Below are 23,717 nucleotides of genomic sequence, written 5' to 3' on the forward strand. Positions count from 1 at the left end.
TCATTTTAGCTGCTGCCCCTAACCCCCGGTAACAAGGTGCCTGCGGCCTGATGACAAGCGGCTTGGACAAGCGGACAATGTGTCATTTTTGAGTGATCCGGCGGGATATGGGCGGCATATCAAAATTGACCAACCGGGCGGCAAAGCCCATGCAACCCCCATGCAAACAAGTAGCTTTTCCCCAATCCTTCCGGTCTGCTGCACCTGACCATTCAAACCTTTCCGCCAAGCTGCACATGATTTAGTTATAAGAAGAATGCCGAGCAAAAAAAGACTCCCGGCTCAATCGGCCGGCAGCCTTCCTCTTGTGATGTTATCCTTATGTCTCGCCGACCTTCCCAAATATTACTTCACAGGCTGGGGGCCATATTGGTTATCCGTCTCCTGACTTGCCTGACAAGTTTGCACAACAAAAATAATGATGCCTACGATCGGTATCAGGACGATCAAGTTCCACCAACCGCTTCTTCCCGTATCGTGGAGTCTGCGGCATGCAACCGCCAAAGACGGCAAGAAGGTAGCTGCAAAATAGATCGCGGATAATATGTAAGACAGCCCCACGATTTCCTCGACGACGGAAAGCACGAGGTAGATCACTCCTTCATACAGCGTAAACATCCAATATTCTTTTTTGGACGCCCTTCCCTGAAATCCCGCGTAATTTTTCAATGCTTTTAAATACCATTCCATCCTAAACTTCCCCTATCCTATATTGAATCCGATTGAGTTTAGCATGAAATCAAATACAGCAGATACCATCAAATTTTTCCATGAAATTTCAGAAATAAAAAAAAGCGGCCGACTGCTGAGAAGTCGGCTGCTTTACTAAAGGTCCTTACTATCTATCTTTCTCCATTTTTGCATAATGGAATGGCATTACCTTCCAAAAATATCGATTATGGAACCCGCTCTATCATTTATATGCCTATGTATTGGCAGGCAGACCGCTTGTCCCAAGGAAAATCCCGCAGGAGCCCGTTTTCTCAAAATATAGCCTTTAGTCTAGCAAATGATAGTTATCAGTCCATGCCAAATGTGAAGCAAACCCATACTCTGTAGACAAATCGACAGGAGGTGTATATCATTGCACTGTTCAAGAAAGCACTGTAAAGGTAAACTGATTGTTCACCATCATAGAAACAAGAAACACCGCATTGTTAAAAAAGTCGTAAAGGTAAACTGTCCTCCCCCGAAAATTAAAGTAAATGCTCCGGCCGGTCCTCAAGGCCTGCAGGGTCCTGCTGGTCCTCAAGGTCTCCCTGGTCCTCAAGGTCTCCCTGGAGCACAAGGTCTTCCTGGAGCACAAGGTCTTCCGGGATTACAAGGTCCTGCCGGAGCACAAGGCCCTGCCGGTCCGCAAGGCCCTGCTGGTCCTGCCGGAGGCATCGCCTCGTTTGCGTTCCTGTGCAGCACGGTCGATCAAACCATAGCCGCTGCCCCCACTCCCGGTGGCCAAGGGGGTGCCGTCACCTTTAATAACTCTGACATTATCGGAACGGCCACTTCCTTTACCAGCCCTTCAACCGTCAATATCCTGGAAACCGGCTTCTATAACATCAGCTGGGAAGTATTCCCGACTCCCGGAAACAGCGCATTCGGCCTGTTCTTCGATCCGGATGCCGCCGGACCGCTGCCTGCCACGCTGGTTCCTTGCAGCAACTATGGCTCCAGTGCAGGCAACAACCCTTATCAGGGTCAGGTCGTCGCGCTGTTAACGGCGGGAGGCACCTTGACTTTGAACCGCATCGATAACATGGGTGCTCTGACACTGCAGGCTACCATAGGCGGCGGAACGCCTGTGACTAGCGCTTCGATCGTGATTGAAAAATTGGCGTCGGCCTAAACAACCTAGCGGCGGCTCCAAGATTATTAGTAATATATGCGCAAGAAATCGCTTTGCTACTAGCATAGCGATTTCTTGGTATTTGGCGGCATCATTCTATACAAGTTATCAACTAAAATATCTGGTCGCTTTTGTAGAGTTTCTTTTGTAGATACATATGTTTCTGTCCCCACTCGCTGATCTGATCCAGAAATTCAATCATAGATCGTCCCGCCGAAGTCAGCGCATATTCCACTCTGGGCCGGGGCTCCGGGTACGATTTCCGTTCAATGATGCCGTCACGCTCCAGCTCGCGGAGCTGTTCTGTCAGTACCTTCTTGGAGATGGACGGCAAATGGCGCTGCAATGCGCTGTAACGCACGGGCTGGTCGTTTTTGTACAAATACCGGTATATCGGTATCTTCCATCTCCCGCTTAGACTGGATATGACCACCTCGACCGGACACTCATTCAGCTGCACAGGCATTGGACTCCCTCCCTATTTTTTCCCAACATTATACACCAAGCTGCGTACGCATGCCTGGATACAAAAAAGTGCCTTATTGTTCCCGTCATGGACCCAGCTCTATAATGGCTCGTGAGGGGGAATCGAACATGAAAATCGGAATTTTGGGATCCGGAAATGTAGGTAAAGCGTTAGCTAAAGGTTTAGCGGTGTCGGGCCATCGCGTTGTCGTGAGCAACCGGGAACCCGATCATCCGAAACACGCATCTTGGAAAAAGGAGATCGGTAGTTCGGTCGGAGTGGTCACTTTTGACGAAGCCGTCCGGTTTGGAGAGACGGTGATTCTGGCCCTTCCCTGGGACGGTTTGAAATACGTACTGGAATCCATCGACCCTGCCAATTTTAAAAATAAAACCGTCATCGACGTCAGCAATGCCGTATCCTTTGACGGCGGGCCGCGTTTGCTCCATAACGAAACATCTGCAGGGGAAATCGTCCAACAGCTGCTGCCTGACAGTTCTGTCGTTAAAACGCTCAATATCGTCAGCGATCAAATCATGGTTCACCCGCATTTTAGCGAAGGCTCACCAGTCATGTTTATGTCCGGCAACAACCTGGAGTCCAAGGAGCAAGTCAGGACTCTGTTGAAAGACCTCGGCTGGTCAACGGTTATTGATCTGGGGGATATCAGCCGAAGCCGCCTTCAGGAATCCATCATGCTTGCCTGCGTCATCAGCGAAATGCAGCTGCAATCGCCGAGTGCGGCATTTGCCTTGTTAACGCGTTGATAAATCTTTTCATTCTTTTGATTATGCAGCTTCTTGGGATTCCCAATGTATCGCCGCTTATCATCATTGACAACAGTGTTTAGTGGCCGGAGCCCTAGGTTTACTGTGGTGCCCTACTGTCCTTTGGGCATCTGGCGGGCTGTCGCTTTTGCTGATCGTCATGTTCGCTGCCAATAATCTATACATAGCGTTGAACGGCCTCTATACCCATCCTGAGGACGAACTGATCCCCCGTACCCTCATGCAGATCCTGTTTCTGTCCGTAAGCCTTGCAATCTGGAGGTATTACCTCCGTCATCGATCCGTTCGGAAACATGGTGGAAAGTTCGGAGCATCCAGGTAAAACAACAGTATATGTCGTTTATCACTTGACTCCAATACTGGACAGCAAGCCCATTGGAACGAACTCGAGCCGCTGTCCAGTCAGCATCAACATATCCTGTGCTTCTCTATAGCTTCTGCAATTCAAGCCATTCTTCCATCTTGGGGATGGATTCTGCATAATGCTTAATAGCACCCATGGTTATGGAGACCTGCTCTGTTCCGGTCTTCTGTTCTTCTTCATCCGTACATTCGATCCACAAAGACCGTTTTAGACTATATTCCAGCCATTCCAGTTTGGACAATAACCCACCAGCCAGAATCAGCCTCCAATCGGATGAAATGCGCCCCTGAGCTGTTTTATATCCTTGTATAAAGGCTGAAAATTTCTCCTTCTGTATCTCACCCGCCTCATTTTCGGACCAATAAACCGCGGTTTCCAGTAAGTCCAGCGACGGATTTTTATAACCGGCGGATTCCCAGTCAATCAGTATGGGTTCATGACCTGACCACAGTACGTTTTTCGGGTCCAAGTCCCCATGCGTAATCACCCATTCAGAAGAAAGCCCGTTCACCGATTCGATGGCAGCTGCATTCCATCGATGTAAATGTTCCATGCTTTCGAGCATCTGTTCGGTCCACTCCGCATGGTTTTCTTCTCCTTTCGCCAAATAAAAGCCCCAGTCCGTTAGAGCAGAATTGGAGAATCGCGGAGTTTCGATGCCTAGAGCAGAAAAGTCGATCCGATGCAGCTTTGCTAGAACGTCACCCATTTTTTCGCAATGAGTCGTGTCTATTTCACCATGCTTCAGGCTGTTCTCACGGGTCCAATCAAAAACAAGATAATACCTGTCCTCTAATCGCTGCAGCGACTCCCCGTCAAACTTCTTTGCGGGAAGCGCAGGAATGAATTTTGCCGCGCAATTCGCAATCCGCTCAGACATGATGTAGTTGTTCACTGCAGTTGGTCTGGCCATAATCTGCGGATTTAATGCCTTTACGGCATATTTGCCTGTCGCAGTTTCCACCGCGTACATTTTGTGAAGCAGCCCACCGGTAACCGGTACAGGGGCCGATTGCAATTCGCCTAACCTCAGCGCATGGCACAATTTATGAAATTCAGAGATACTCGATTTCTCATGCATGCTTGCACGCTCCTTATGGGGGTATTCGGAAACTATAAAACGAACTCCAACTGTACATCCCTTGGATCGTTCTCCAGCAACTTCCGGCTAACCTCCGCCGCTTCCCGGCATCCCATTGCACCATAAAAGGCAATCGTCTCTTCGGCAGAACCTGCGCAGATATACAATTTCTCAGCTCCCCACTCTCTCGCCTGATGAGCCGCGATCGCGAACAGTTTTTTACCGATCCCTTTACCTCTATGCTCCAGCGTAATGAATAATTGATCCAATAATACATACCGGTACTTGTCACCAAAGACCTCCCGATTGACCGCAGTAAAACCTATGAGATTGTTGTCCCCATCAAAGGCTCCTACGGCCTCACCACCAGACCGTATGGTGTCCCTTAAATGGCTCAAGTGATAGTCATAGCCGTTCGGCCAATCCTTGTCATGGTAGTTGATCTCGACCAATTGCCGTTTTCCGGCGACTTCCCGCCATGCATTTTTAATATATTGAGATGGGTTCATCCCGTTAATGAGTTCAGCGTCCTCAAAACTTAATTTCCTGTATTTCCACATGGGCTCCCTCCGTCGGCTCGCATTCATACTTGATAATTTTACCATACGCCTCAGGTATTGAATGGCTATAACCAAACTGTCCTGCTTTCGGGGAGTTCAAACCTGATCCTTGCGAATCCGGATTTAAAACAAACAGCTGTGACCAGGAAAAATCATAATAAAAAAACAATAAGCTCCGATTGGCCTGTTGAACCCAGTATCCGATCGGAGCTTTGTCATTTCTATTATTCCGTTTGTTAGATTTATCTTTCCGTTCAGTCTAAACGTCGGGCGACATGAAGAACCGCGCCCCAATGGCGGCGGACCGACGAGTCCGGACGGCTGCTCAGGCGAACCAGTATTTCGCTGAAGAGCTTCTCACGCTTCCGCTCCTCCATAAGAATATGGCCGGAGAACGTTTTCAGAAGGTTAATGTATTCTTCCGCATGATAGATGCGTTCCCAGTCGAAATGCCGAACATGAACGACCTCGAACAGGCCGCTTTGCCCGATCTCTTCTTGCTGCTCCTGCAGTTCCCCCGGCCTTGGCCAGTCGGTGTCTTTCGGTTTGCCCTCGCCCAGTTCATCGTATACGTCTTGGATTTCACGGAAGAACGGATCCCCGTCGTCCGGAAAAACGTGAGTGGCGTTCCAAAAAGCCAAATGTCCGCCGGGACGCAGGAACTGCCATGCCTTGGAATACCGAACCATCGGATCAATCCAGTTCCACGCGGTGGCGGCAAATACCAAATCGAACCTTTTCCCGGTCTCGGGCTGCCACTCTTCGAAGCCCCCCGTTATAATTTCGGCATCCATTCCGATGAGGTTGCGGCGGGCTGCTTCCGCAAGATCCGCTCCAAGCTCCACGCATGTCATGTTGAATCCACGTTTTGCTAACGGTAGGGTCGCCTTTCCTGTCGCACAACCGATTTCCAGCAGACGATCCCCCGGATGCAAATCAGCCGCCTGAACCAGATCGTCCAGCAAAGCTTCCGGGTACTCCGGCCGTGCCTGCTGGTACAGATCGGCCGCCTGCTCAAAGGTTTGACGCAATTCTTTATAATCGTGTCGAGAGTGCATGATTTCCTCCTTTACCGCTGCTTAAGTCACTTTTTACTTTGGGAATTATTTAATTCGTTTAAAGCTTTCTCTATTCGCCGCTGTCTGGTTTCGGGTGTCTTGGCATCCTCAATACCCAGAACAAGGCGCCGTCGATTACTATAAGACATGCTCTCAAAAGCAGACTTCGCCACCCCGTTATGCGACAATGCGGACAAGAAATCGTCCGGCACGGCTAGTTCACGCGGTTCCGTATCCAGCTCCAACTGAACCTCCAGTTTGTCGCCGGCGGCAACCTTCGCTTTCTGCCGATGCTCCGTGCTGACCGGAATCAAAAACCGTCCGCCCATGACTCCAATCGTAGTCCGGTACGCGTACCCCCGGATCGTAACACGAACCGCAGGCTTTTTTCCAGAGCCTAAGCTTCTGACTACTTCCTCCGGCACCTCAATGCCTGTTGCGGTCTTTCCGTGCAGCTGCAGTTCGGCAGTAAATGTTACCATATCGCAACCTCCTCAATATTTTCTCATCCCTTCAAGTAGTCGACCAATACAGGGACCAATGCGGCAGGTTTCACGATATGCGTTTGACCGGGAAGCACTTGATGGGTTGCATTCGGCAAAACCTGTGCAAGCTCCTTCATGGAATTGCGCATCCATTCCGGGCTCTTGCCGCCAACGGCAACAAGCGTGGGGACAGAGACGCTCGACCATTTTTTCAGCGTCTCCTTACTCCCTTTCTGCTGCCCGATCGTCAGTATGGTGTCATAAGGAAGCGTATGGGCGACCGACTTAAGCTTGGACCAGGCAGGCATCATCGGCATCATGGCCACGACCGGGGCCGGCAGTCCGACCCCTTTTCTCATAAACAGCTTGACTGCTGCACCCCGGCGATTGGCTCGAACCAGTTCATCCATTTGTGCAGCGTACTCATCCGGCACAGCTTCACGGCTACCGTCCGTAATAAAAGGCGCTTCGTATAACGCCAGTTTTTTTATCGACGAAAGCTGATTTGCCGCTTCAAGGGCAAGCGCTGCCCCCGAGGATACGCCGTATACAAATACATCCTCTCCTGCTTCTTCTATCACAGCAGAAAGGTCCTCAATCTCGCGATCGACTCCATAAATAGCATGATTTCCACTTTCGCCACGCCCTCTACGGTCATAGGTATACACGGTAAAATCCTGCTGTAATGCAGCAGCCAAGGCACTGCTCGGGCCATTCCCCCGGCTGCACAGCGCGCCATCGACCAGCAGGAGCGGCGGGCCGCTTCCAATCTTGTCGTAAGCAATGCTCGTGCCGTCTTTCGAAATCACCGTTCTCATAAGGCAAAGCCTCCTTGCATCATTTAGTCCTCTACCAATACAACGAATGCGGCTCACCATAATCGACAAATACACGATCTTTTATGGATTTTTTTCTATAAATTTTTTAACAAACCGATTTTGACTCGTTCAACGAAACGAACTATTGTTCCGTATATAATGCCAGGTTCTCTAAAGTGGACCTTAAACCGACGTCGTGATCTTCTTTCCGGATCCCTGCCGGCACGTTCTCGCATACGATCGTAACCTCGATTCTCTTGTTACTCGAATGATTGGTCATGGATATCCAACCTCCAATTTCCCAAAAATGGATCCTATCAGCCCACTTGTTTACTAACGTCATCGTAGCATATCTATCAGGTTGTTATTTCTTGCGAATTGCTTTTATCCCGTCCAGCTTAAAAAGCAATCGGACACCCGGCAGCCGTTAAAAAATGGGCTGACTCCAAGCTATTAAAATCCTCTTCTCGCATCAATCCATATTGTGGTATAGTAAAAACTAGTAATCTAGGTCTATGGAACCAGAAGGTTCGCTGAAGACCTAGATATTTTGATGGAACCGGCTTTCAATTACCGCAGCCGGATCGATACAAGAACGCTAGGGGGAGCAGGGTGTATTGTCATCAATGCGGGGCAAAGTGTGCTCCGGAACAGAAAATATGCGGAAAGTGCGGAGCAAGATTATTGACGGAAGAAGTACGGCAGGCCGTTCTTGAGGTAGCCGCGGGCACCGAGGCTATCCGGCTGCCTCAAGCTGTGTCAGGCAGGCCGGGAGATGAGCAGCGCCCGGCACAGGCGGCCGTCACCAAGAGGGGAAGCGGCCGGGTATTCCAGTGGATCATCCCTTTTCTGCTTGCCGGAGTGGTTGCCCTAGGTCTTACGCTCTATTACGAGTATGAGCAGTCCGTAAACCAGGAAGTGACGGCGCTTCAGCAGCAAGCCAAGAAAGAGGCGTTGGCCGGACGTTATTCGGAGGCGGTCCAGCTGCTGGGACGGGCCGAAGAACAACGGCCGCGCTTTGCCGCACTGATCCGGGACCGGGAGCTTGCGGCCAAGGCCGCTCAGCTTAAGAATCAACTCGACGGCGCTTCAGCACAGCTTAAAGCCAAGAAGCTGGATGCAGGGGAAAAAGCGCTGAAGCAAATCGCGGATATGATCGGCAAGCGGCAGGAGCCGCTGTTCGTGCCGTTTCAGAAATCGCTGGCGGCGGACCAGGTCATGCTGACGGTGCTTCGCATCAAAGGCCAGCTGGACAAGCTGACCACAGTTGATGCGCTGGCTGACAAGCTCGATACCGTCCGCGGCCTCAGCGGCCAGGAAGCGGCGGCCGTCAAAGCGCAGATTATTAACAAAATCGCCGGAATCAGTTATTCGTCAGCCGAAGAGAAGCTGCGGAAGAAGGATTTTGCCGGAGCGCTGGAAGCCGTGGACAACGGGCTGTCCTACGCTGCCGACAATCCGAAGCTGACGTCGTACCGGAAGCAGATTTCGGAAGCAAAGCGGGAGTTTGAGGAGGCTGAAGCGAAGCGTATTCAGCTGGCCCAGCAGAAGGCCGCCGAAGAAGAATTGAACAACCGGACCGCCGCCGTTGATGTATCCGGCGTTACGGCCGTGCTGGACGATTACGGCGATCTGACCATTTCCGGGACGGTCACGAACACCGCGACCCGCCCGATCTATTCTGTCAGCGTTTACCTCCATGTATACAGCAGCTCCTCCGGTGCCTACATAGGCGATGCTTATGCCAACGTTTCCCCGTTCAGACTGGAACCAGGGGAATCAGGGAGCTTCTCGACATCTTACTATGGGGTCTACGAACAAGCGGAAGTCTCGGTTGATAACGCATCCTGGTATTTGGAATAGGGGGCACGGAATATGAGTAAAGGCATTTGGATCAGCTCACTTGCCTCCCTGATCATCCTCGGCTTGGGTGGCGGCGGGACGTATTTCATTCACAGGACGGCCGAGAACGAGCTTGGTGGGCAGCCGCTGCTCGCGGTGCAAACGGCAGCCAAGGCAGCCACTGCAGCGGCGGCGACGAAAGAAAAAAAGACGCGCAAGGAGATTATCGAGGACAGCCAGAAACGGGTCGTCACGATCGAAAGCGGAGACGGACTCGGCTCCGGATTTCTGTATAACGATCAAGGTGACCTGTTAACCAACGCCCATGTCGTAACCGGGTCACAGCAGGTAACAGTGCGGACGCTGAATCACGAAGAATATAAAGGAACCGTCATCGGGATCGGAACCGATACGGATGTTGCGGTCGTTCGCGTGCCTGAGCTTAAGAAACTCGCCCCGCTTCCCGTAGCCGAAGGCTACAAGGCGGAGGTCGGGGACGAAATCCTCGCGCTCGGCAGCCCTTTGGGTCTGGAAAACACGGTAACGACGGGGATTATCAGCGGACTCGGCCGCAGCTTCAACATTGATCCGTACACCTACAGCAATCTGTACCAAATCTCTGCGCCGATTACCCACGGCAACAGCGGCGGACCGCTGGTCAATGCAGAAACGGGTGAAGTGCTGGGTATCAACTCGGCGGCTGTGTCCGAGGGACCGGGAATCGGGTTCAGCATTCCGATCTCCAGCATTCTTCAGCAGGCCAGGGAATGGTCCAAGACCCCGATGACCGAGCTTCCGGCTGGGGACGGCGGAGATGAGTACGGTACGGACAGCGACGGAACGGTCGCGGACGAGCGGGACATTGTCGCTTACTTCTATCAAAGCCTGAATAACGGCGATTACGTCACAGCGTATTCCCTGCTTGGCAGCGAATGGCAAAGCGGGATCAGTTACGAGGATTTCCGGGCGGGATATCTGAATACCGGTGATATAACGCTAGGCTCCCTGACGCTTGAAGAGCAGGACGACGGCGCATTGGTCAGCGTTGATATTACGGCCGAGGAGCGGCGTAAGAGCGGCACCGTCTATCAAGGTTACCGGATGAGCTATTCGGTCGGGTATGAGAACGGAGAATTGAAAATATTGCACGGCAAAGGGAAGAAGCTTTAAGTTTCTCCGCCCTGGAACAGCCCCCTTCCCTTGTGGATAGGGGCTTATTATTTACGGGAAGCGCCGGTCGAAAGCTCCATCTCTTCCTTGTGGCCCTTCCACTCGACAGTAACCTGAATGGTTGAATCCTCCAACGGAAGAGCGCCATTGCCTCCAGATCCAGTAACGATGTCTCTGTTCCCTGACAATTTTTGTTCCCCGCTTCCGTTCATCGCTGTACTCGTGTATTTATATTTCACTCTCCCCACGTTAGCCGGGTCTTTCCCTTTGTACCGTATTTGGATCCGGCTGATATGGTCTTCTCGATTCAGTTTGGTAATCGTATAGTTAGCAGACCAGGTTTTACTTTCGCCAGTAAATTGAATCACGGAAGGATGACTTAGACATCCGGATAACATCGTAAAAGTAACGATACATAAACCAATGAGCACCTTCTTGATTGGAATCCCTCCCCGCCATTCTAATGAAGTATATATACATAGAACGCGATAAAATCTGAGTTGTTGGCGTAAACCTTCAATTAAAATGAAAAAGGCTAATGCATGAAAAACCGATGCCGCAAGGCATCGGTTTATTTTCAGAAAGACAATGTATCCTCTTACTCGTCCCAATGCGAGTGAAGAACCAAATCACAGAAGTTCGGGCTTTTGTATCCTGGCAGCAGCCGCTCGCATACATCCGATTTGATGTTCCCGAATGTCGTTTCCGGCTTATGCTTGAAGCCTTCCAGAAAAGCGTTCAGGATCTTGCTCTTAAACTGATTCCGGGGGAACGCCTTTACAATTTGTTCACGAATCTCCGGCGTGATCTCATCAAAATTTTCTCCCATGACATCATAACCGACACCTGAATAAATCAGCGCAACTTCCGGCTCCTTATACTGCGCAATGCCGATCGTCGTGTGCAGGGCGACGGCATCCCAGACGCGCCGGATCGACTCCTCCGGAACCTGATGCGATTCCAAAAACCTTCTTGCCGCATTGGCCCCGTCAACCTCAAACCGCTTGTCAGGACTGCTGAAATGCTTGGTTAATCCCAAGTCATGGAACAAAGCACTAATATACAGCAGCTCGGCATCATACGTTATTCCAGCCTGCTCCCCCTGTACGGCACCAAACAGATACACCCGATGAGAATGGTTCCACAGCAAATCATCCCCATGATCCCGAAGCAGCTCGGCAGCCTGTCTGGCTAATGCGCTGTCCGGGATTTTTACATGACCGATGGATAAGGACATTGTCATACACCTCGCAAAAAAGGATTGTGTTGTTGATGTCCTCATTGTAAAATTCAGTATACGATAGATCAATGTTATGATTTCTATAATAATAATAGATAAACCACATCATTTGGACGCTCATAGCATTCATACGCTCATCATGCCATCCTACACATCGGGAGGAAACGAATCATGGAGATACGGCAATTGGAATATTTCCAAGCGATTTGCGAGGAGCTTCACTTCACGCGGGCCGCAGATAAATTAAATGTGACCCAGCCTACGCTGAGCCATCAGATCAAGTCGCTTGAAGACGAAATCGGCACCCCTCTTTTTGACCGAATCGGCAAGAAAATCGCGTTGACCGAGGCAGGGAAGATCCTGAAGTCGCATACGGCTGTCATTTTCAACGCACTCCAAAGCGCAAAGGACCAAATGAACGAGCTGCAAAGCGGAAATCGTGGAACGCTCGCCATCGGCTCTCCCCCCGGGGAGTTAAATCATTTGGTGTCCTCCCTTCTGGTCGATTTCAACCAGAAATATCCGAACGTTACGGTCAAAATCGTTGAATCCGGAAACGTTACGGAGAAGGTACTGAATAATGAACTCGATGCGGCCGTGACCATTCTGCCCGTCGACGATGACCGGCTGGACACAATCCCTTTATACTTTGAACAATTTTATTTAACCGTCTCCTCCAGCCATGAGCTTGCCCAGCGAAAAGAGATTAGCTTTACCGAAGTGGACCGGCTGCCGCTGATCCTGCTTCCCGAGAACCACAAGTGCCGCCAGCTAGTGGACGCGACCTGCCGCATGACCGGCAAACAGATGACCCCCTTCGTCGAAACTAATTCCATCAGTACCATCTTCAATTTGGTTAAATCAGGTGCCGGCGTCAGCATCTTATCCAAATCGCTGATCGATCTGAACCGTGACGGTGCGATATCCGCAATCCCTATCGTCAATCCGACCTTATACCGGCAGATCGTCATCATTATGAATAAGGATAAATTCCTAAGCCACGCGGCCCGGGCGTTTATTTCCCTTCTTCAGCAATTTCTGGAAAATAACAAGTTAGGCAATCCGGTCCCCCATGCGGTGTTGGAGAGCTAGAGCCCGCTCGTGATCGCGTTAATCTTTTCCCGTCCAACACGAAAACTGCCGCATTTGAACGGTACCCCCAATGGTTAGACATCGGCTACTCGTTGGAGGTGCTCCTCAACTTCGCGGCAGTTCGTTGTTATGTTTACCCTTTGACCGAACCGATCATCATCCCTTTCACAAAGAAACGCTGCAGGAAGGGATAGAGTGCTAGTACCGGAACGCTGGCGACCATGATGAGAGCATACTTGATGAGTTCCGCGTACCGCTGGGCTTCCACGATCGTTTCCGGGTCGACAACGGCGTCAGAGCCGTGGGCCGACATCTGGCTCGAAATCAGGATGCTGCGCAGGATTAATTGCAGGGGATACAGATCCGCGTCGTGCAGATAAATCAGCGCGCTGAAAAAGGAGTTCCACTGGGATACCGCGGTAAACAGCGCCATGACCGCAATGATGGGCGCCGACAGCGGAATGACCATGCTGAAGAAAAAGCGGAAGGTTGAGCAGCCGTCGACCTTAGCCGATTCCAGCATTTCCTCCGGCAGCGTGTTTTGGAAAAACGTCCGCACGACGATGACGTAATACGCCGATGCGGCTGTGGGCACAAACAGCGCCCAGATCGTGTCGACCATGCCCAAGTTTTTGACCACCATATAGGTCGGGATCATGCCCCCGCTGAAAAACATCGTAAAGACGATCAGCACCATGAACACATTCCGCCCGTCCAGCTCCTTGCGCGACAGGGCGTAGCCGCCCGGGATCATGATCGCTAAGCTTAAAGCGACGTCCATCACCGTGTACAGGAACGTATTCGCATAACCTCTCCATACGTCGTGGTTCTGCAGGATGATGCGGTAGCCTTCCAGCGTAAACCCTTTGGGCCAAAGGCTGACGTTCCCGGAATTGACGGCTGTCGGTTCGCTGAACGAGGAAATGACGATGAAATACAAAGGATACAGGACGATCAGCAGAATAACGGACAATATCGTATAGTTGCACAGGTCAAACACTTTGTCGGCGCGGGAACGGGCAATCCTTGCGGTATGGTCGAATGCATCCGTTTTAGCCATGAGCGCTCCCTCCTAGAACAAGCTTTGCTGCTTCAATTTTTTGGCGAGCTGGTTCATCGTCAGCAGCAGGGTGAAATTGATGAGGTTGTCGAACAGGCCGATCGCCGCCGAGTAGCTGTACTGCGCGCCGACCAAGCCGGTCTTGTACACATAGGTTTGAATCACTTCCGATGAATCGATATTCAAGGAGTTCTGCATCAGCAGCACTTTCGAGAAGCCCAGGGAAGCAAAGTGCCCCATTTTGAGAATGAGCATGATCATAATGACAGGCATGATCGTAGGCACGTCGATATGCCGCACCCTCTGGAATTTATTGGCCCCGTCCATAATCGCGGCTTCATGCAGCTGCGGATCGACGGACGTCAGGGCGGCCAAATAGATAATCGCGCTCCAGCCCGTCGTTTGCCAAATCTCCGAGATGACGTACATCGGTTTGAACCAGGCCGCTTCGCCAAAAAAATTGATCCGTTCCCCGCCGAAGAGGTCGATCCAGTTGTTGATCATCCCCGTCCGCGGATTCAAGAAAATGTACAGCATGCCGACCAGTACGACGGTCGAAATAAAGTGCGGGGCGTAAGTAATGGTCTGAACCCATTTCTTGAAGCGGAGCCGGGCGACCTGATTCAGCATGAGCGCGAACACGACCGCGATTGGGAAGGCAAAGACCAGGTCGTACAGATTGATCAGCAGCGTATTTTTGAGCGTATTCCAGAATTGGTAGGACCGGAAGAAACGCTCGAAATGCTCGAACCCCACCCAGGGGCTCCCCCAAATCCCGTCAATGGCGCGAAAATTTTTAAAAGCGATCTGAAGACCGTACATGGGCGCATACTGAAAAATCGCGAAATGCAGCAAAAGCGGCAGCAGCAAAACGTAGAGCTGCCAGTTGCGGATGACCCGCTGCCACAGCGAAGCAGCCTTCGGTTTCGCGGGCTTCTCCAGCTGTGCGACCGCCGTCCTTTCGATTTTGGTGTTCATCGTTATCAACCGTCCTTTACGTTACGCGGGGCCGGAAACCAGCTCGCTAACGGATGTTGGGGGCAGTTTTCTATTTGGCCAGGTTCGCTTTATTCGTATCATAACCGTCCTGGTACACCTTCGTATAATCGCTCAGCCCCATTTTGTTCAGCGTCTCCAGGTACGTATTCCACTCTTCGTCGATGCCGCCTTTGGCGATCCATTGGGCTTCCATTTTGTCCGTGTACGTTTTGATATCCGTCTGATACTGCTCGATGCTCTTGTACTGCGCGTCCGTGAACATAATATTCGGGTACACCCAAGGCTTCATGTACGGAACCAGAGCTTCGTACCACTCGTCAAAATCGGGATCCAGCTGCCCGGGCTCCGCTTTCGGCAGAATCTGCTTGTCGCGCATTTCCTGCGAGAAGCCGTAGACGAAGTCATTGTAAGGCGTCTCTTTGACCTTCCATTCGCCGGCCGTATAGTTGTCCGGATTCGGGATGGTGTCATACGTGCCGTCAGCCAGCTTCTTCAGACGGTTCGGGCCTTCGCGAAGCTTCATGGACATCTCCGGCTCATAAGCCCGGTCGACCCATCTCATCGTCGCCTCGGGGTACGGATTAACTTTCGTGATGACGAACATGCCCGGGGTCATCTGCAGATTGTTGCGCGGGGTGATTTGCGAGCCGTCCGGCCCGGCGAGCGGAATCATCGGCGAACCGTAATCCCACCGGTAGTCCGCGTTGGTGATCTGGTCGGCGCTCCAGGCGAAGAATGCTCCAACAGACGCCTTTTTGCCGGAGGATACCTTGGCGATCAGTTGAGTGGAGTTTTGCGTCATGCTGTCCGGATCGATCAGCCCTTTTTCATACAGCGAGTGCAGGTACTTGACCGTATTTTTGAACTCCTCCGTCGCTCTGACGAATACCACCTTGTCATCCTGCACGATAAAAGTTTCGTCGATCGTATTGAAGGATCCGAACAGGTAGCCGAACCCATACTGCGAATCGCCGAAGACGCCGGTCAGCGGAATTTCGTTATTCGGATTGCCGTCACCGTCCATGTCCATCGTTTTGAATGCCTCGAGTGCCTTCGTGAGCTCCTCCGTCGTCTTCGGCATTTCCAAGCCGGCCTTCTTCAACCATTCCTTGTTGATCCACAGCGTATTCCCGTCGGCATGCTTATACTCCGACATGTTGGCCATCGGCAGGGAGTAAATATGACCATCCGGAGCTGTGATCGCCTGCCGTACTTCCGGGTATTTGTTCAGAAAATTCGTCAAATTCGGCGCGTATTTCTCGATGAGATTCTCCAGCGGAATAAACATGCCGTCTGCGCCTCCCGTCACGACCTGCGAGCTGCTGAGCTCCAGCAGCACGTCGGGAAGATCGCCGCTGGCGATAATCAGGTTGCGCTTTGTCGCCCAATCGGTGCCCGGGCTGAGGTTCCACTTAATCTGAACATTTGTCCCTTCGTTGATTTCCTTAATCGTCTCAAGCTCATTCCAATTCGTTCCCGTTCGTTCATCGTAAGTACCGGCAATGGTCAGGGATATCGGCTTATCGACAATCGGCAGCCCCGTCTCATGAAAGCCCGCGGACGCGCCCTTCGAATCGCCGCCCCCGGAACAGCCCGCCAGCAGCAGGATGGCGCTTAACACGGCCGCCATGAAACCTGCACGTTTGTTACGCATGTTCACGATCGTATTCCTCCTCAAGGCTTGTTTTGACATGAACAACATGTTGGATCGCTTTCACCCACATGTTAGCAACCTCCGCTCGGATGAGTCCATGCACGCTCTTTTACTGTACATGTATTTTGTTTCAGCAAAGTCAGGGCCTTGTTGGCGGAACGTCAAGTTTTGGAGAAGCATCCCGAATGTTGTCGCCTCTCCTTCCCATCCCTGAAACAAAGTGCATCCCCAATGAAGGATTACTGCATGTTCATGCATCTTCGCCCCTCGTATAATGAAAACCAATTCACGCTTCTTAAGCGGTGCATGGCTTAAAGGGCCGTGTTCATCCGCGAAGATTCAATGAGAAAGTAGGGGTTATATGGAAAGCCAGTTGCCACGCGAAGTTATCAGAACACAAGTGCTTGTCCTTGGAGGCGGGGCCGGGGGCGTCGGAGCAGCTATTGCAGCCGCACGGGAGGGAGCGCAGACCATGATCGTGGATCGGCAGGGCTTCCTGGGCGGAAACATGACGATCGGACTGCCTTTGCTGGCCTTCCTGGATGCCCAGGGACGCCAGGTTACCCGCGGCCTTCCGCAGGAAATCGTCGACCGCTTGACCCTGCTTGGCGGTTCCTTCGGACACCGGGAATGCCCGCTGCACAATTCGACGACGGTCATCGATCCCAGCTTGATGAAAATCGTCATTTTTGAAAAAATCAAACAGTATGGGGTACAGCCCCTGCTGCACTGCGAAATCATCGGAACAAACGTGGAGGATGGTGAGCTGAAATCCGTTCTCTTAAAAGGAAAAGGCCGGGAAATCGAGGTCTTCGCCGATGTCTTCATCGATGCGACCGGGGACGGCGACGTCGCTTATATGGCGGGCGCCTCGTTTGAGAAAGGGCAGTACGCGAACGGGGAAACCCAGCCGCCTACCCTGATGTTTACCGTCGGCGGCTTTGATCTCGAACGGTTTATGGATTTCCTCGGGGAGCATCCGGAGGAGCTCCGGCACGGATCTTCGATGAAGATCCGCCCCGGCTATACGGCGGAGTTTCTGCGGGCCAGCGAAAATCACGTGTTCGTCGGCTTGAAAAATACGGTTTCCAGGCTCAGGCAGGAAGGCAAATGCCCGATCAGCCGCGATACGATCATCTATATCAATCTGCCCAGAGAGGGGTACATTGCCCTGAACTGCATCCGCATCCTGAATTTTGATGGGACAAAGGTTGAGGAGCTAAGCCGCGGCGAGATCGAATCGCATCTGCAGATCCTTCCCCTGATCGACATGCTGCGCGAGCACATCACAGGGTTTGAGCACATTTACTTGTCCTCGATTGCCCCGTTTCTGGGCATCCGTGAAACGAGGCGGATCATGGGCAAGCAGATGATCCGCGAAGAGGCGGCCGTGAACGGCGTCATTCCGGATGACACAATCGCGCTCGGCTCGTATATTATCGACATTCACAGCGGTTCAGGCGACTCGACCGTTATCCGGTCGCTGGCCGGCCCTTACGGCATCACATACGGGGCGACGATCGCCAAGGACGTGAAACGGCTGATGCTCAGCGGCCGCTGCATCAGCGTCGACCCCGTCGTCTTCGGCTCTTCCCGGGTCATGCCCACCTGCATGGCCGTCGGCGAAGGTGTGGGCATCGGCGCCGCTCTGGCTGCGAAGCAGCAAATCTCTCCGGAGGATGTCGATGTCCGGATCATCCGGAAAAAGCTCAGGGAGCATGGCGCCATCCTTTCGCTGGAAGACGTTGGCGAGGCAAGCGGGACGACAAGTTTATGATGTAGTGAGCTGATATACACACAGGAGGCGATCACGTTGCAGGAAGCACAATTGACTTTTTTTGGCGGAGTAGGCAAATCAGGAGGCGTGCAGGTTCTGTACGGCAAAGGAAAACAGGGGCTGTTGTTCGACTTTGGCGTCGAGCACAGCAGTCTGCTGTTTCCGACCCAAGTAACGCTGTTTGAACCGGTGAATGCAACGCCGGGGCGCGAGCTGCGCCAGTTTTTGCTGGGCGGCATGACCGCCCCGCTGCCGGAGCTGTACGATGCTCAGCAGATTGAAGGCCTGGATTGGGCCGCGGTTCGGCGGGTATGGGGAAACCGGGATTTTCCGGACTACGACCGGATTCACCTCTATATTGGACATATGCATACGGACCATATGGCGCTGCTTCCCTTTGCCCATCCGGATCTCCCCGTATATATGAGCCATGATTCGTATTCCTTGTTCCGCGGCATGGTGGCGGGCCGGCACAGCAAGGATACCGGGGCCAAGATAACAACCTGCGACGACCTGACCGTGGTCGATTTCGGTGAGTTTACGGTGCAGGTCGTCGAGATGGATCACAATGCGACCGGAGCATCCGGCATCATCATCGACGACGGCACCCATAGAATTGCGTATACGGGGGACTGGCGCCGGCAGGGCAAGCATCCGGATAAGATCGACCGTTTCATCCGGCTGTGCCAGAGCAAACCGATCGACGTGCTCATTACGGAAGGGACGCGCCTTACATCCGCCCCCTCCACCGTTCCGCTGCAGATCACGGAGGAGGCGCTGCTTGCCTCGTTCGCGGAGATTCTTCTCGAAGCGGAAGGGCTGGTGTATCTGCAGATGTCGCCTCGGGATTTAGAGCGGATGGCCGACATGATCGCGATCGCCGCAGACCAAGGAAAAAGCATCGTGATGGAGGCGTCGCTTGCCGCCGTCTGGCATACGGCAAACCGGGAAGGCGTGCGGGTGCTCCATGGACATCCGGCACTTGACGTCCCTGTTCAAGTCATCGATGCTACCATGGCCGAAGTCATTGAGGTGCCGTACCCTGCCGTCTCTTTGGAAGAAGTGGCCGGGCGCAAGCACGAGATCGTATATTTCTTCAAATTTCCGGATCTTGCGCATATGATTGAATTGGAGACGCTGGGAGGCCTGCAGGGTCAATCGCATTTTATTCAATCGGACTACAGCGTCAAAATCGAGCATGCTGCCGTATCCAAGTTTCTGAACACCTACGCGATTACCGGCCATTCCCTGTCCAATGGCGGACACGCCCATCCCGAGGCGCTCGCCAGCCTGATCGGCAGCATTGCGCCGAAAACCGTTATTACGCTGCACAGCCGGTTCCCAGAATCGCAAGACACCCGGGGCGTAAAGCCGTATTTTCCGGTAAAAGGGGAAACGGTGCCGGTCTCTTCCATTCTGGAAGCCGCGGCAAGCGGTGTAAACCGGTGAGCGTCAGATTCTTTCCTGGTAGGGCTGGATTACAATCGGAGAAAAGCTTAGGAGGACAAATCGGTGACATCAATTACGTTTGTCAGGCATGGGATTACCGATCATAACATCGAGAACAGGGCGCAGGGGCATACGCAAAATCCGCTGAACGAAACCGGAAGAATGCAGGCTGCACTGGTGGCCAAGCGGCTGGCCGGGGAGCCGTGGGATCTGTTTATTTCCAGCGACCTGCGGCGCGCCCGGGAGACGGCCGACATCATCGCGGCCGAAATCAAGAAGCCGGTCGATTTCTACGATGTGCGCCTGCGCGAGATGGACCGCGGCAAGATTGCCGACACGACCGAAGCGGAAAGGGTCCAGCGCTGGGGGCCCCGTTGGCACGAGCTGGACATGGAGCAGGAAACGGATGAGATGATGCGGGCCCGCGGCCGAAGCTTTGTGGAAGAGATGGCTACCAGATTTCCGGGACAGAAAATTCTCGCCGTCACGCACGGCTATTTTCTGGGGCAAACCTTAAAAGAACTGATGCAGGATGAGTCGACGGGCGTCAAGCTGCGCAACACTTCCGTGACGACCATCGTTCTGAATGACACTGCCTGGACCTATTCGCTCTACGACTGCATCAAGCATTTGGAAGTGACCGGGGGCTAGCAGACCGGGACGCGGACAGCGGGGCGCCTGTCATGACCGGCATGCGAAGAAATCGCCCGGACGCCGGCGCCTTGCTCTGTCTTCCCCACAAAGGACACCAGAGACCGGTTACAGCCGGTTCAGTTCGCGGTATCTGGATGGGCTCGTGCCCATATTTTTGGAGAACACCCTGCTTAGATACAGGCCGTTCTCATATCCGCAGCAGGTGGCAATCTGGTCCAGCGTCATATCGGTATCCAGCAGCAGCTCGGCCACTTTACTGATGCGCAAAGACCGGACAAAGTCCGAAGGAGCGATCCGGAACGACTTCCGGAACCGGCGCGTAAACTGGACGGGACTGAGGTTCAGCGAATCTGACAGCTCCCTCATGCTGAACGGGGTGTACGCGTTCTGGTAGATCCATTCGGCCGCACGGTTCATCAGCACATCGTCCGAGTCGGCCAGCAGCTGCTGCTCATCATGGAGATGCTCTCTTTCCCACACCTCGCAGGCGAGCTGCCAGATGTCGTTCATGATCATGTCCTTGCGCAGCACATGCCGTGGTTCTGTCGCTAAATGCAGCTTTCGCAAATAGGAAAAATTGGAAACGAGGCGTTTGTTGTCAAGCGGGCGCGACAAAAACGTCGGCAGCGGCGGGACGGGCCCCGTCCGCTCTTCCCCCACCATTTCAAAGCCGATGTAGTGAAGCGCAAGCGGAGACACCATCTCCCGTTCAAAGGTGAACCCCGGCGGGCAGTACACCAGGTCTCCGGCCCCCGCCTCCCCTCGTTCCTCCCCGATCCGGTAATAAAATTTGCCCGATTCCACGGCAAACAGCACCCAGACGGAGTAACAATCCACATCCATTTCAAACCTTTCCTTACGCTCGAAATATGCATGAGAAACCAGATGCAGCGTTTGATTCCACAAGGTTGTTGTCGTCATCTATGCATCGTTCCTTTAGCCTGGAAGATAGTTTCATTGTAATTGGATTGCAGCAGGGCGTTCAATCTTTATTTTGGCCCGAAAACAAACCATGACCGGAACCAATATGATGGGCAGAGGACTAAAGCATGGGCTTCTGCACAGTCACCCTTTTGCCCATGGGCGTATGCTGTAGGTAAAAGGAGGGCTGTTCATGCCGCTTTTGCTGCAGTATACGGACATCGAAAATGAAGAGCTTCCTCTGGAAGCCTGGAAGAAAGAGGCCTGCCGACGGTTTGCGGCCAAGATGACGGACCGGGAAGCCCGGTTCCCCTGCATTCCGGCCACACGGGCGTTTGCGCTCGGTCATCTCCGTTTCGGTTTTGCGCCCAGTCCTTGGGATGGTTCGGCAGGGCCGGAACTCGCAGAGATCATTGCCGAGTATGGCAGAGCTTCGCGGTCTTTCGGGGATTACTCCTCTTTGGTTGTTTTTTTCGAGGCGGAGGAGAACGTTAGAGAGGTTCTGGCGTATGAAGATGCATTCTGGAACTTACTGAACCAGGTCAGCCGTTTAGATCGTACGCCGTGGCCGGAGGACATTCCGGAAGACCCGGAGCAGGCGCTGTGGGAGTTCTGTTACGATGGCGAGCGGTATTTCGTCTACTGCGGCACCCCGGCACATACGTCCCGTCAGAGCCGAAGCTTCCCCTATTTCATGCTGGCTTTGACGCCGCGCTGGGTGTTGGATCAGTGGAACGCCTATCCTGAAAAAGCGGCTGAGATCGCTCCCCGGATCCGTGCACGCCTTGCCGCATACGACACCGCACCGGCCCATCCGGAATTAAAGCCTTACGGATCGCAGGGGAATCTTGAATACAAGCAGTATTTTCTGCGGGATGACGACACCTCGCCGGCCGGATGCCCCTTCCATCGGGCAATAACAGAGCGGGCAGGGAAGTAGAACGGTTTGGCTCTCGATCAAGCAGCAGATGCCCGTGCGGCGGCCCTGCTGCTTTTTAATGCCGTATGCTGTCTTAATGCACTCCTTCTTAACGTCATACCAGGCATTTGAGATCCCGGCTTACTTCTCCAATGATCTCCCGGACTCCCTCCTCAATCCGTTCCGGCTGCGCCCTCGCAATGCTGATTCTTAAAAACTTCTCCTGCTCCCTATAGTCCGATAAATAAAACCGCTTGCTCGATACGACGAGAATCTTCTTTGCGGCAAGCCGCTCAACGAGGCGTTCCAGATTGACCTTTTTCGGCAGCTTGAACGGAACATACAATCCCGAGGACACCGTGGGGATATCGATCAGACCTGAACCGTTATGCCGCAGAACCGCCTTATTCAGTTCGCGGATCCGGTCAGCATATTGGCTGCGTATCTTTCGCTTGTGCCGCTCATACATACCGCTTTTGATATACACTTCAAGCGCTGCCTGGGACAGTTGCGATGTGTCGGCATATCTTTTGTATTCGCAGAATGCCTTCAGCAGCTTCTCCGGCAGCACGGCGGCCCCGAGCCGCAGCCCCGGGAATATGATTTTCGAGAAACTTTTCAAATAAATGACGTGCGACATGCCGCTGTAGGCATAAACGGGATCTGTTCCCGGCTCTTCTCCCAGATCGGCCATGTAATCGTCCTCCACAACATAAACGTCGTATTTGCCGGCCAGCCGGGCAATCGCCTTTCTTTCTTCCCGGCTGAATGAAGTCCCTAGCGGGCAGTGATACCTGGGCATGGTGTAGAAGAATTTGATCCCGCCGTGTTTGAACTTCTCCTCCAATTGCTGCAAATCAATCCCCGCGGTCGTCCGGGAAATACCGCATACCGGGATGTCCTCCGCCTCAAGATACCGTAAATAGATGTCGTAACTGGGCTGTTCGACCAAGATGATGGACTTCCCATTCGGGAACGGCATTTTTGCTAATATTTCGAGCGCTTGGTTCGCACCAGCCGTGATGATGATCCTCTCCGCTCGGGCAAACACCTGGTCTTCGGCGAAATGGGAAACGAGCGTATGACGCAGCCTCTCCAGACCTTCGGCTTCGCCGCAGGTGAACAGATGGCTCTGGTACGTGTCCAAGGCCTGGTTCAAAGCGTGCCGGAAATCCAAATACGGAAACAGCGACGGATCGGGCGATGCCGAGGCGAAATCGATCTGCCCGCCATCCGCAGCGTCGGGCCCTTTGCCGGGTTTCTCCACAACATAGTAGCCGCTTTGGGAGATTGAGTAAATCATGTGACGGCTCTCAAGCTCCGTGTATGCCCGTGTAACCGTGCTGACACTGCAGCTATACATCTTCGCCGCATTGCGGACGGAAGGCAGCTTCTGACCCGACTCGAACTGCCCTTCGCTGATTTTTCGTTCGATATCGGCAAGGATATCCAAATATTTTTTCATTTTGTTTCCTCA

Annotated in this window: 24 protein-coding genes; 9 read left to right on the forward strand and 15 right to left on the reverse strand. The window is 52.8% G+C overall.

The annotated features are described in order from the left end of the window. Window positions 1–345: 345 nt before the first annotated feature. Window positions 346–690 (reverse strand): DUF805 domain-containing protein, encoded by a 345-nt coding sequence (locus tag ABID47_RS28240; protein WP_354501832.1) that lies wholly within the window; start codon window positions 688–690, stop codon window positions 346–348. A gap of 394 nt (window positions 691–1,084) precedes the next feature. Here ABID47_RS28240 and ABID47_RS28245 point away from each other — a divergent pair, with 394 nt between their 5' ends. Further along, on the forward strand, window positions 1,085–1,843 hold the full coding sequence (locus ABID47_RS28245; protein WP_354501835.1) for a collagen-like protein: 759 nt from the start codon (window positions 1,085–1,087) through the stop codon (window positions 1,841–1,843). A 112-nt stretch (window positions 1,844–1,955) separates the two neighbouring features. On the opposite strand, the gene ABID47_RS28250 is transcribed toward ABID47_RS28245, so the two are convergent. Continuing rightward, window positions 1,956–2,309, reverse strand: coding sequence for a winged helix-turn-helix transcriptional regulator (locus ABID47_RS28250; protein WP_354501838.1), 354 nt, complete (start codon window positions 2,307–2,309; stop codon window positions 1,956–1,958). 128 nt (window positions 2,310–2,437) lie between these two features. Between ABID47_RS28250 and ABID47_RS28255 the strand changes: the two genes are divergently transcribed. Then, on the forward strand, window positions 2,438–3,076 hold the full coding sequence (locus ABID47_RS28255; protein WP_354501841.1) for an NADPH-dependent F420 reductase: 639 nt from the start codon (window positions 2,438–2,440) through the stop codon (window positions 3,074–3,076). Window positions 3,077–3,525: 449 nt separating this feature from the next. On the opposite strand, the gene ABID47_RS28260 is transcribed toward ABID47_RS28255, so the two are convergent. The 6 genes from ABID47_RS28260 to ABID47_RS28285 form a co-directional block, all read right to left on the reverse strand. Beyond that, a complete protein-coding gene (locus ABID47_RS28260; protein WP_354501844.1) occupies window positions 3,526–4,542 on the reverse strand; it encodes a phosphotransferase in 1,017 nt (338 codons plus the stop codon). Between the two features lie 32 nt (window positions 4,543–4,574). Then, a complete protein-coding gene (locus tag ABID47_RS28265; protein WP_354501846.1) occupies window positions 4,575–5,102 on the reverse strand; it encodes a GNAT family N-acetyltransferase in 528 nt (175 codons plus the stop codon). A 254-nt stretch (window positions 5,103–5,356) separates the two neighbouring features. Beyond that, window positions 5,357–6,160: a class I SAM-dependent methyltransferase gene (locus tag ABID47_RS28270; RefSeq protein WP_354501849.1), complete on the reverse strand. Its 804-nt coding sequence runs from the start codon at window positions 6,158–6,160 to the stop codon at window positions 5,357–5,359. 26 nt (window positions 6,161–6,186) lie between these two features. Next, the gene (locus ABID47_RS28275; RefSeq protein WP_354501852.1) at window positions 6,187–6,642 is read right to left on the reverse strand and encodes a YdeI/OmpD-associated family protein; all 456 of its coding nucleotides are present in this window, start codon (window positions 6,640–6,642) and stop codon (window positions 6,187–6,189) included. A gap of 23 nt (window positions 6,643–6,665) precedes the next feature. After that, window positions 6,666–7,463 (reverse strand): alpha/beta fold hydrolase, encoded by a 798-nt coding sequence (locus tag ABID47_RS28280; protein WP_354501855.1) that lies wholly within the window; start codon window positions 7,461–7,463, stop codon window positions 6,666–6,668. Window positions 7,464–7,605: 142 nt separating this feature from the next. Next, window positions 7,606–7,743 (reverse strand): SRPBCC family protein, encoded by a 138-nt coding sequence (locus ABID47_RS28285; RefSeq protein WP_354501858.1) that lies wholly within the window; start codon window positions 7,741–7,743, stop codon window positions 7,606–7,608. A 404-nt stretch (window positions 7,744–8,147) separates the two neighbouring features. Between ABID47_RS28285 and ABID47_RS28290 the strand changes: the two genes are divergently transcribed. Both ABID47_RS28290 and ABID47_RS28295 read left to right on the forward strand, forming a co-directional pair. After that, on the forward strand, window positions 8,148–9,326 hold the full coding sequence (locus ABID47_RS28290; protein ID WP_354501861.1) for an FxLYD domain-containing protein: 1,179 nt from the start codon (window positions 8,148–8,150) through the stop codon (window positions 9,324–9,326). A gap of 12 nt (window positions 9,327–9,338) precedes the next feature. Beyond that, on the forward strand, window positions 9,339–10,475 hold the full coding sequence (locus ABID47_RS28295) for a S1C family serine protease (RefSeq protein WP_354501864.1): 1,137 nt from the start codon (window positions 9,339–9,341) through the stop codon (window positions 10,473–10,475). Window positions 10,476–10,522: 47 nt separating this feature from the next. Here the strand turns inward: ABID47_RS28295 and ABID47_RS28300 are convergent, their stop codons facing one another. Then, window positions 10,523–10,843: a hypothetical protein gene (locus ABID47_RS28300; RefSeq protein WP_354501867.1), complete on the reverse strand. Its 321-nt coding sequence runs from the start codon at window positions 10,841–10,843 to the stop codon at window positions 10,523–10,525. A gap of 230 nt (window positions 10,844–11,073) precedes the next feature. Next, complete coding sequence (locus ABID47_RS28305; RefSeq protein ID WP_354501870.1) at window positions 11,074–11,712, reverse strand: HD domain-containing protein; 639 nt, start codon at window positions 11,710–11,712, stop codon at window positions 11,074–11,076. A 174-nt stretch (window positions 11,713–11,886) separates the two neighbouring features. On the opposite strand from ABID47_RS28305, the gene ABID47_RS28310 reads away from it, so the two are divergent. Then, the gene (locus ABID47_RS28310) at window positions 11,887–12,807 is read left to right on the forward strand and encodes a LysR family transcriptional regulator (protein ID WP_354501873.1); all 921 of its coding nucleotides are present in this window, start codon (window positions 11,887–11,889) and stop codon (window positions 12,805–12,807) included. A gap of 133 nt (window positions 12,808–12,940) precedes the next feature. Here ABID47_RS28310 and ABID47_RS28315 read toward each other — a convergent pair whose 3' ends face one another. From ABID47_RS28315 to ABID47_RS28325, 3 genes are all read right to left on the reverse strand, one after another. Further along, on the reverse strand, window positions 12,941–13,867 hold the full coding sequence (locus tag ABID47_RS28315) for a carbohydrate ABC transporter permease (protein WP_354501876.1): 927 nt from the start codon (window positions 13,865–13,867) through the stop codon (window positions 12,941–12,943). A gap of 12 nt (window positions 13,868–13,879) precedes the next feature. Beyond that, complete coding sequence (locus tag ABID47_RS28320) at window positions 13,880–14,845, reverse strand: ABC transporter permease (RefSeq protein ID WP_354501879.1); 966 nt, start codon at window positions 14,843–14,845, stop codon at window positions 13,880–13,882. Between the two features lie 70 nt (window positions 14,846–14,915). Continuing rightward, window positions 14,916–16,520 carry an extracellular solute-binding protein gene (locus ABID47_RS28325; protein WP_354501977.1) on the reverse strand — a complete coding sequence of 535 codons (1,605 nt, stop codon included), beginning with the start codon at window positions 16,518–16,520 and terminating at the stop codon, window positions 14,916–14,918. 361 nt (window positions 16,521–16,881) lie between these two features. Between ABID47_RS28325 and ABID47_RS28330 the strand changes: the two genes are divergently transcribed. The 3 genes from ABID47_RS28330 to ABID47_RS28340 all read left to right on the forward strand — a co-directional run bounded on the left by ABID47_RS28330 (window position 16,882) and on the right by ABID47_RS28340 (window position 20,397). Next, entirely contained in the window at window positions 16,882–18,297 is a 1,416-nt protein-coding gene (locus ABID47_RS28330; RefSeq protein WP_354501882.1) for an FAD-dependent oxidoreductase, read from the forward strand. Between the two features lie 36 nt (window positions 18,298–18,333). Then, window positions 18,334–19,746, forward strand: a complete 1,413-nt coding sequence (locus ABID47_RS28335) for an MBL fold metallo-hydrolase (RefSeq protein ID WP_354501885.1) — start codon at window positions 18,334–18,336, stop codon at window positions 19,744–19,746. Window positions 19,747–19,809: 63 nt separating this feature from the next. Beyond that, complete coding sequence (locus tag ABID47_RS28340; RefSeq protein ID WP_354501888.1) at window positions 19,810–20,397, forward strand: histidine phosphatase family protein; 588 nt, start codon at window positions 19,810–19,812, stop codon at window positions 20,395–20,397. 108 nt (window positions 20,398–20,505) lie between these two features. On the opposite strand, the gene ABID47_RS28345 is transcribed toward ABID47_RS28340, so the two are convergent. After that, window positions 20,506–21,321, reverse strand: coding sequence for an AraC family transcriptional regulator (locus ABID47_RS28345; protein ID WP_354501891.1), 816 nt, complete (start codon window positions 21,319–21,321; stop codon window positions 20,506–20,508). 193 nt (window positions 21,322–21,514) lie between these two features. On the opposite strand from ABID47_RS28345, the gene ABID47_RS28350 reads away from it, so the two are divergent. Continuing rightward, window positions 21,515–22,261 (forward strand): YqcI/YcgG family protein, encoded by a 747-nt coding sequence (locus ABID47_RS28350; protein WP_354501894.1) that lies wholly within the window; start codon window positions 21,515–21,517, stop codon window positions 22,259–22,261. Window positions 22,262–22,355: 94 nt separating this feature from the next. Here ABID47_RS28350 and ABID47_RS28355 read toward each other — a convergent pair whose 3' ends face one another. Beyond that, on the reverse strand, window positions 22,356–23,705 hold the full coding sequence (locus ABID47_RS28355; protein ID WP_354501897.1) for an aminotransferase-like domain-containing protein: 1,350 nt from the start codon (window positions 23,703–23,705) through the stop codon (window positions 22,356–22,358). Window positions 23,706–23,717: the final 12 nt, after the last annotated feature.

The organism is Paenibacillus favisporus (assembly GCF_040545415.1).
GTDB classification, from domain to species: domain Bacteria; phylum Bacillota; class Bacilli; order Paenibacillales; family Paenibacillaceae; genus Paenibacillus_AQ; species Paenibacillus_AQ favisporus.

What these genes read in the sequence shown, in the direction of transcription:
- ABID47_RS28240 (WP_354501832.1), bottom strand. Translation starts at nt 690, where the DNA reads ATGGAATGGTATTTAAAAGCATTGAAAAATTACGCGGGATTTCAGGGA.
- ABID47_RS28310 (WP_354501873.1), top strand. Translation starts at nt 11,887, where the DNA reads ATGGAGATACGGCAATTGGAATATTTCCAAGCGATTTGCGAGGAGCTT.
- ABID47_RS28330 (WP_354501882.1), top strand. Translation starts at nt 16,882, where the DNA reads ATGGAAAGCCAGTTGCCACGCGAAGTTATCAGAACACAAGTGCTTGTC.
- ABID47_RS28250 (WP_354501838.1), bottom strand. Translation starts at nt 2,309, where the DNA reads ATGCCTGTGCAGCTGAATGAGTGTCCGGTCGAGGTGGTCATATCCAGT.
- ABID47_RS28295 (WP_354501864.1), top strand. Translation starts at nt 9,339, where the DNA reads ATGAGTAAAGGCATTTGGATCAGCTCACTTGCCTCCCTGATCATCCTC.
- ABID47_RS28265 (WP_354501846.1), bottom strand. Translation starts at nt 5,102, where the DNA reads ATGTGGAAATACAGGAAATTAAGTTTTGAGGACGCTGAACTCATTAAC.
- ABID47_RS28320 (WP_354501879.1), bottom strand. Translation starts at nt 14,845, where the DNA reads ATGAACACCAAAATCGAAAGGACGGCGGTCGCACAGCTGGAGAAGCCC.
- ABID47_RS28315 (WP_354501876.1), bottom strand. Translation starts at nt 13,867, where the DNA reads ATGGCTAAAACGGATGCATTCGACCATACCGCAAGGATTGCCCGTTCC.
- ABID47_RS28325 (WP_354501977.1), bottom strand. Translation starts at nt 16,520, where the DNA reads ATGCGTAACAAACGTGCAGGTTTCATGGCGGCCGTGTTAAGCGCCATC.
- ABID47_RS28255 (WP_354501841.1), top strand. Translation starts at nt 2,438, where the DNA reads ATGAAAATCGGAATTTTGGGATCCGGAAATGTAGGTAAAGCGTTAGCT.
- ABID47_RS28270 (WP_354501849.1), bottom strand. Translation starts at nt 6,160, where the DNA reads ATGCACTCTCGACACGATTATAAAGAATTGCGTCAAACCTTTGAGCAG.
- ABID47_RS28355 (WP_354501897.1), bottom strand. Translation starts at nt 23,705, where the DNA reads ATGAAAAAATATTTGGATATCCTTGCCGATATCGAACGAAAAATCAGC.
- ABID47_RS28280 (WP_354501855.1), bottom strand. Translation starts at nt 7,463, where the DNA reads ATGAGAACGGTGATTTCGAAAGACGGCACGAGCATTGCTTACGACAAG.
- ABID47_RS28260 (WP_354501844.1), bottom strand. Translation starts at nt 4,542, where the DNA reads ATGCATGAGAAATCGAGTATCTCTGAATTTCATAAATTGTGCCATGCG.
- ABID47_RS28350 (WP_354501894.1), top strand. Translation starts at nt 21,515, where the DNA reads ATGCCGCTTTTGCTGCAGTATACGGACATCGAAAATGAAGAGCTTCCT.
- ABID47_RS28275 (WP_354501852.1), bottom strand. Translation starts at nt 6,642, where the DNA reads ATGGTAACATTTACTGCCGAACTGCAGCTGCACGGAAAGACCGCAACA.
- ABID47_RS28285 (WP_354501858.1), bottom strand. Translation starts at nt 7,743, where the DNA reads ATGACCAATCATTCGAGTAACAAGAGAATCGAGGTTACGATCGTATGC.
- ABID47_RS28305 (WP_354501870.1), bottom strand. Translation starts at nt 11,712, where the DNA reads ATGTCCTTATCCATCGGTCATGTAAAAATCCCGGACAGCGCATTAGCC.
- ABID47_RS28345 (WP_354501891.1), bottom strand. Translation starts at nt 21,321, where the DNA reads ATGACGACAACAACCTTGTGGAATCAAACGCTGCATCTGGTTTCTCAT.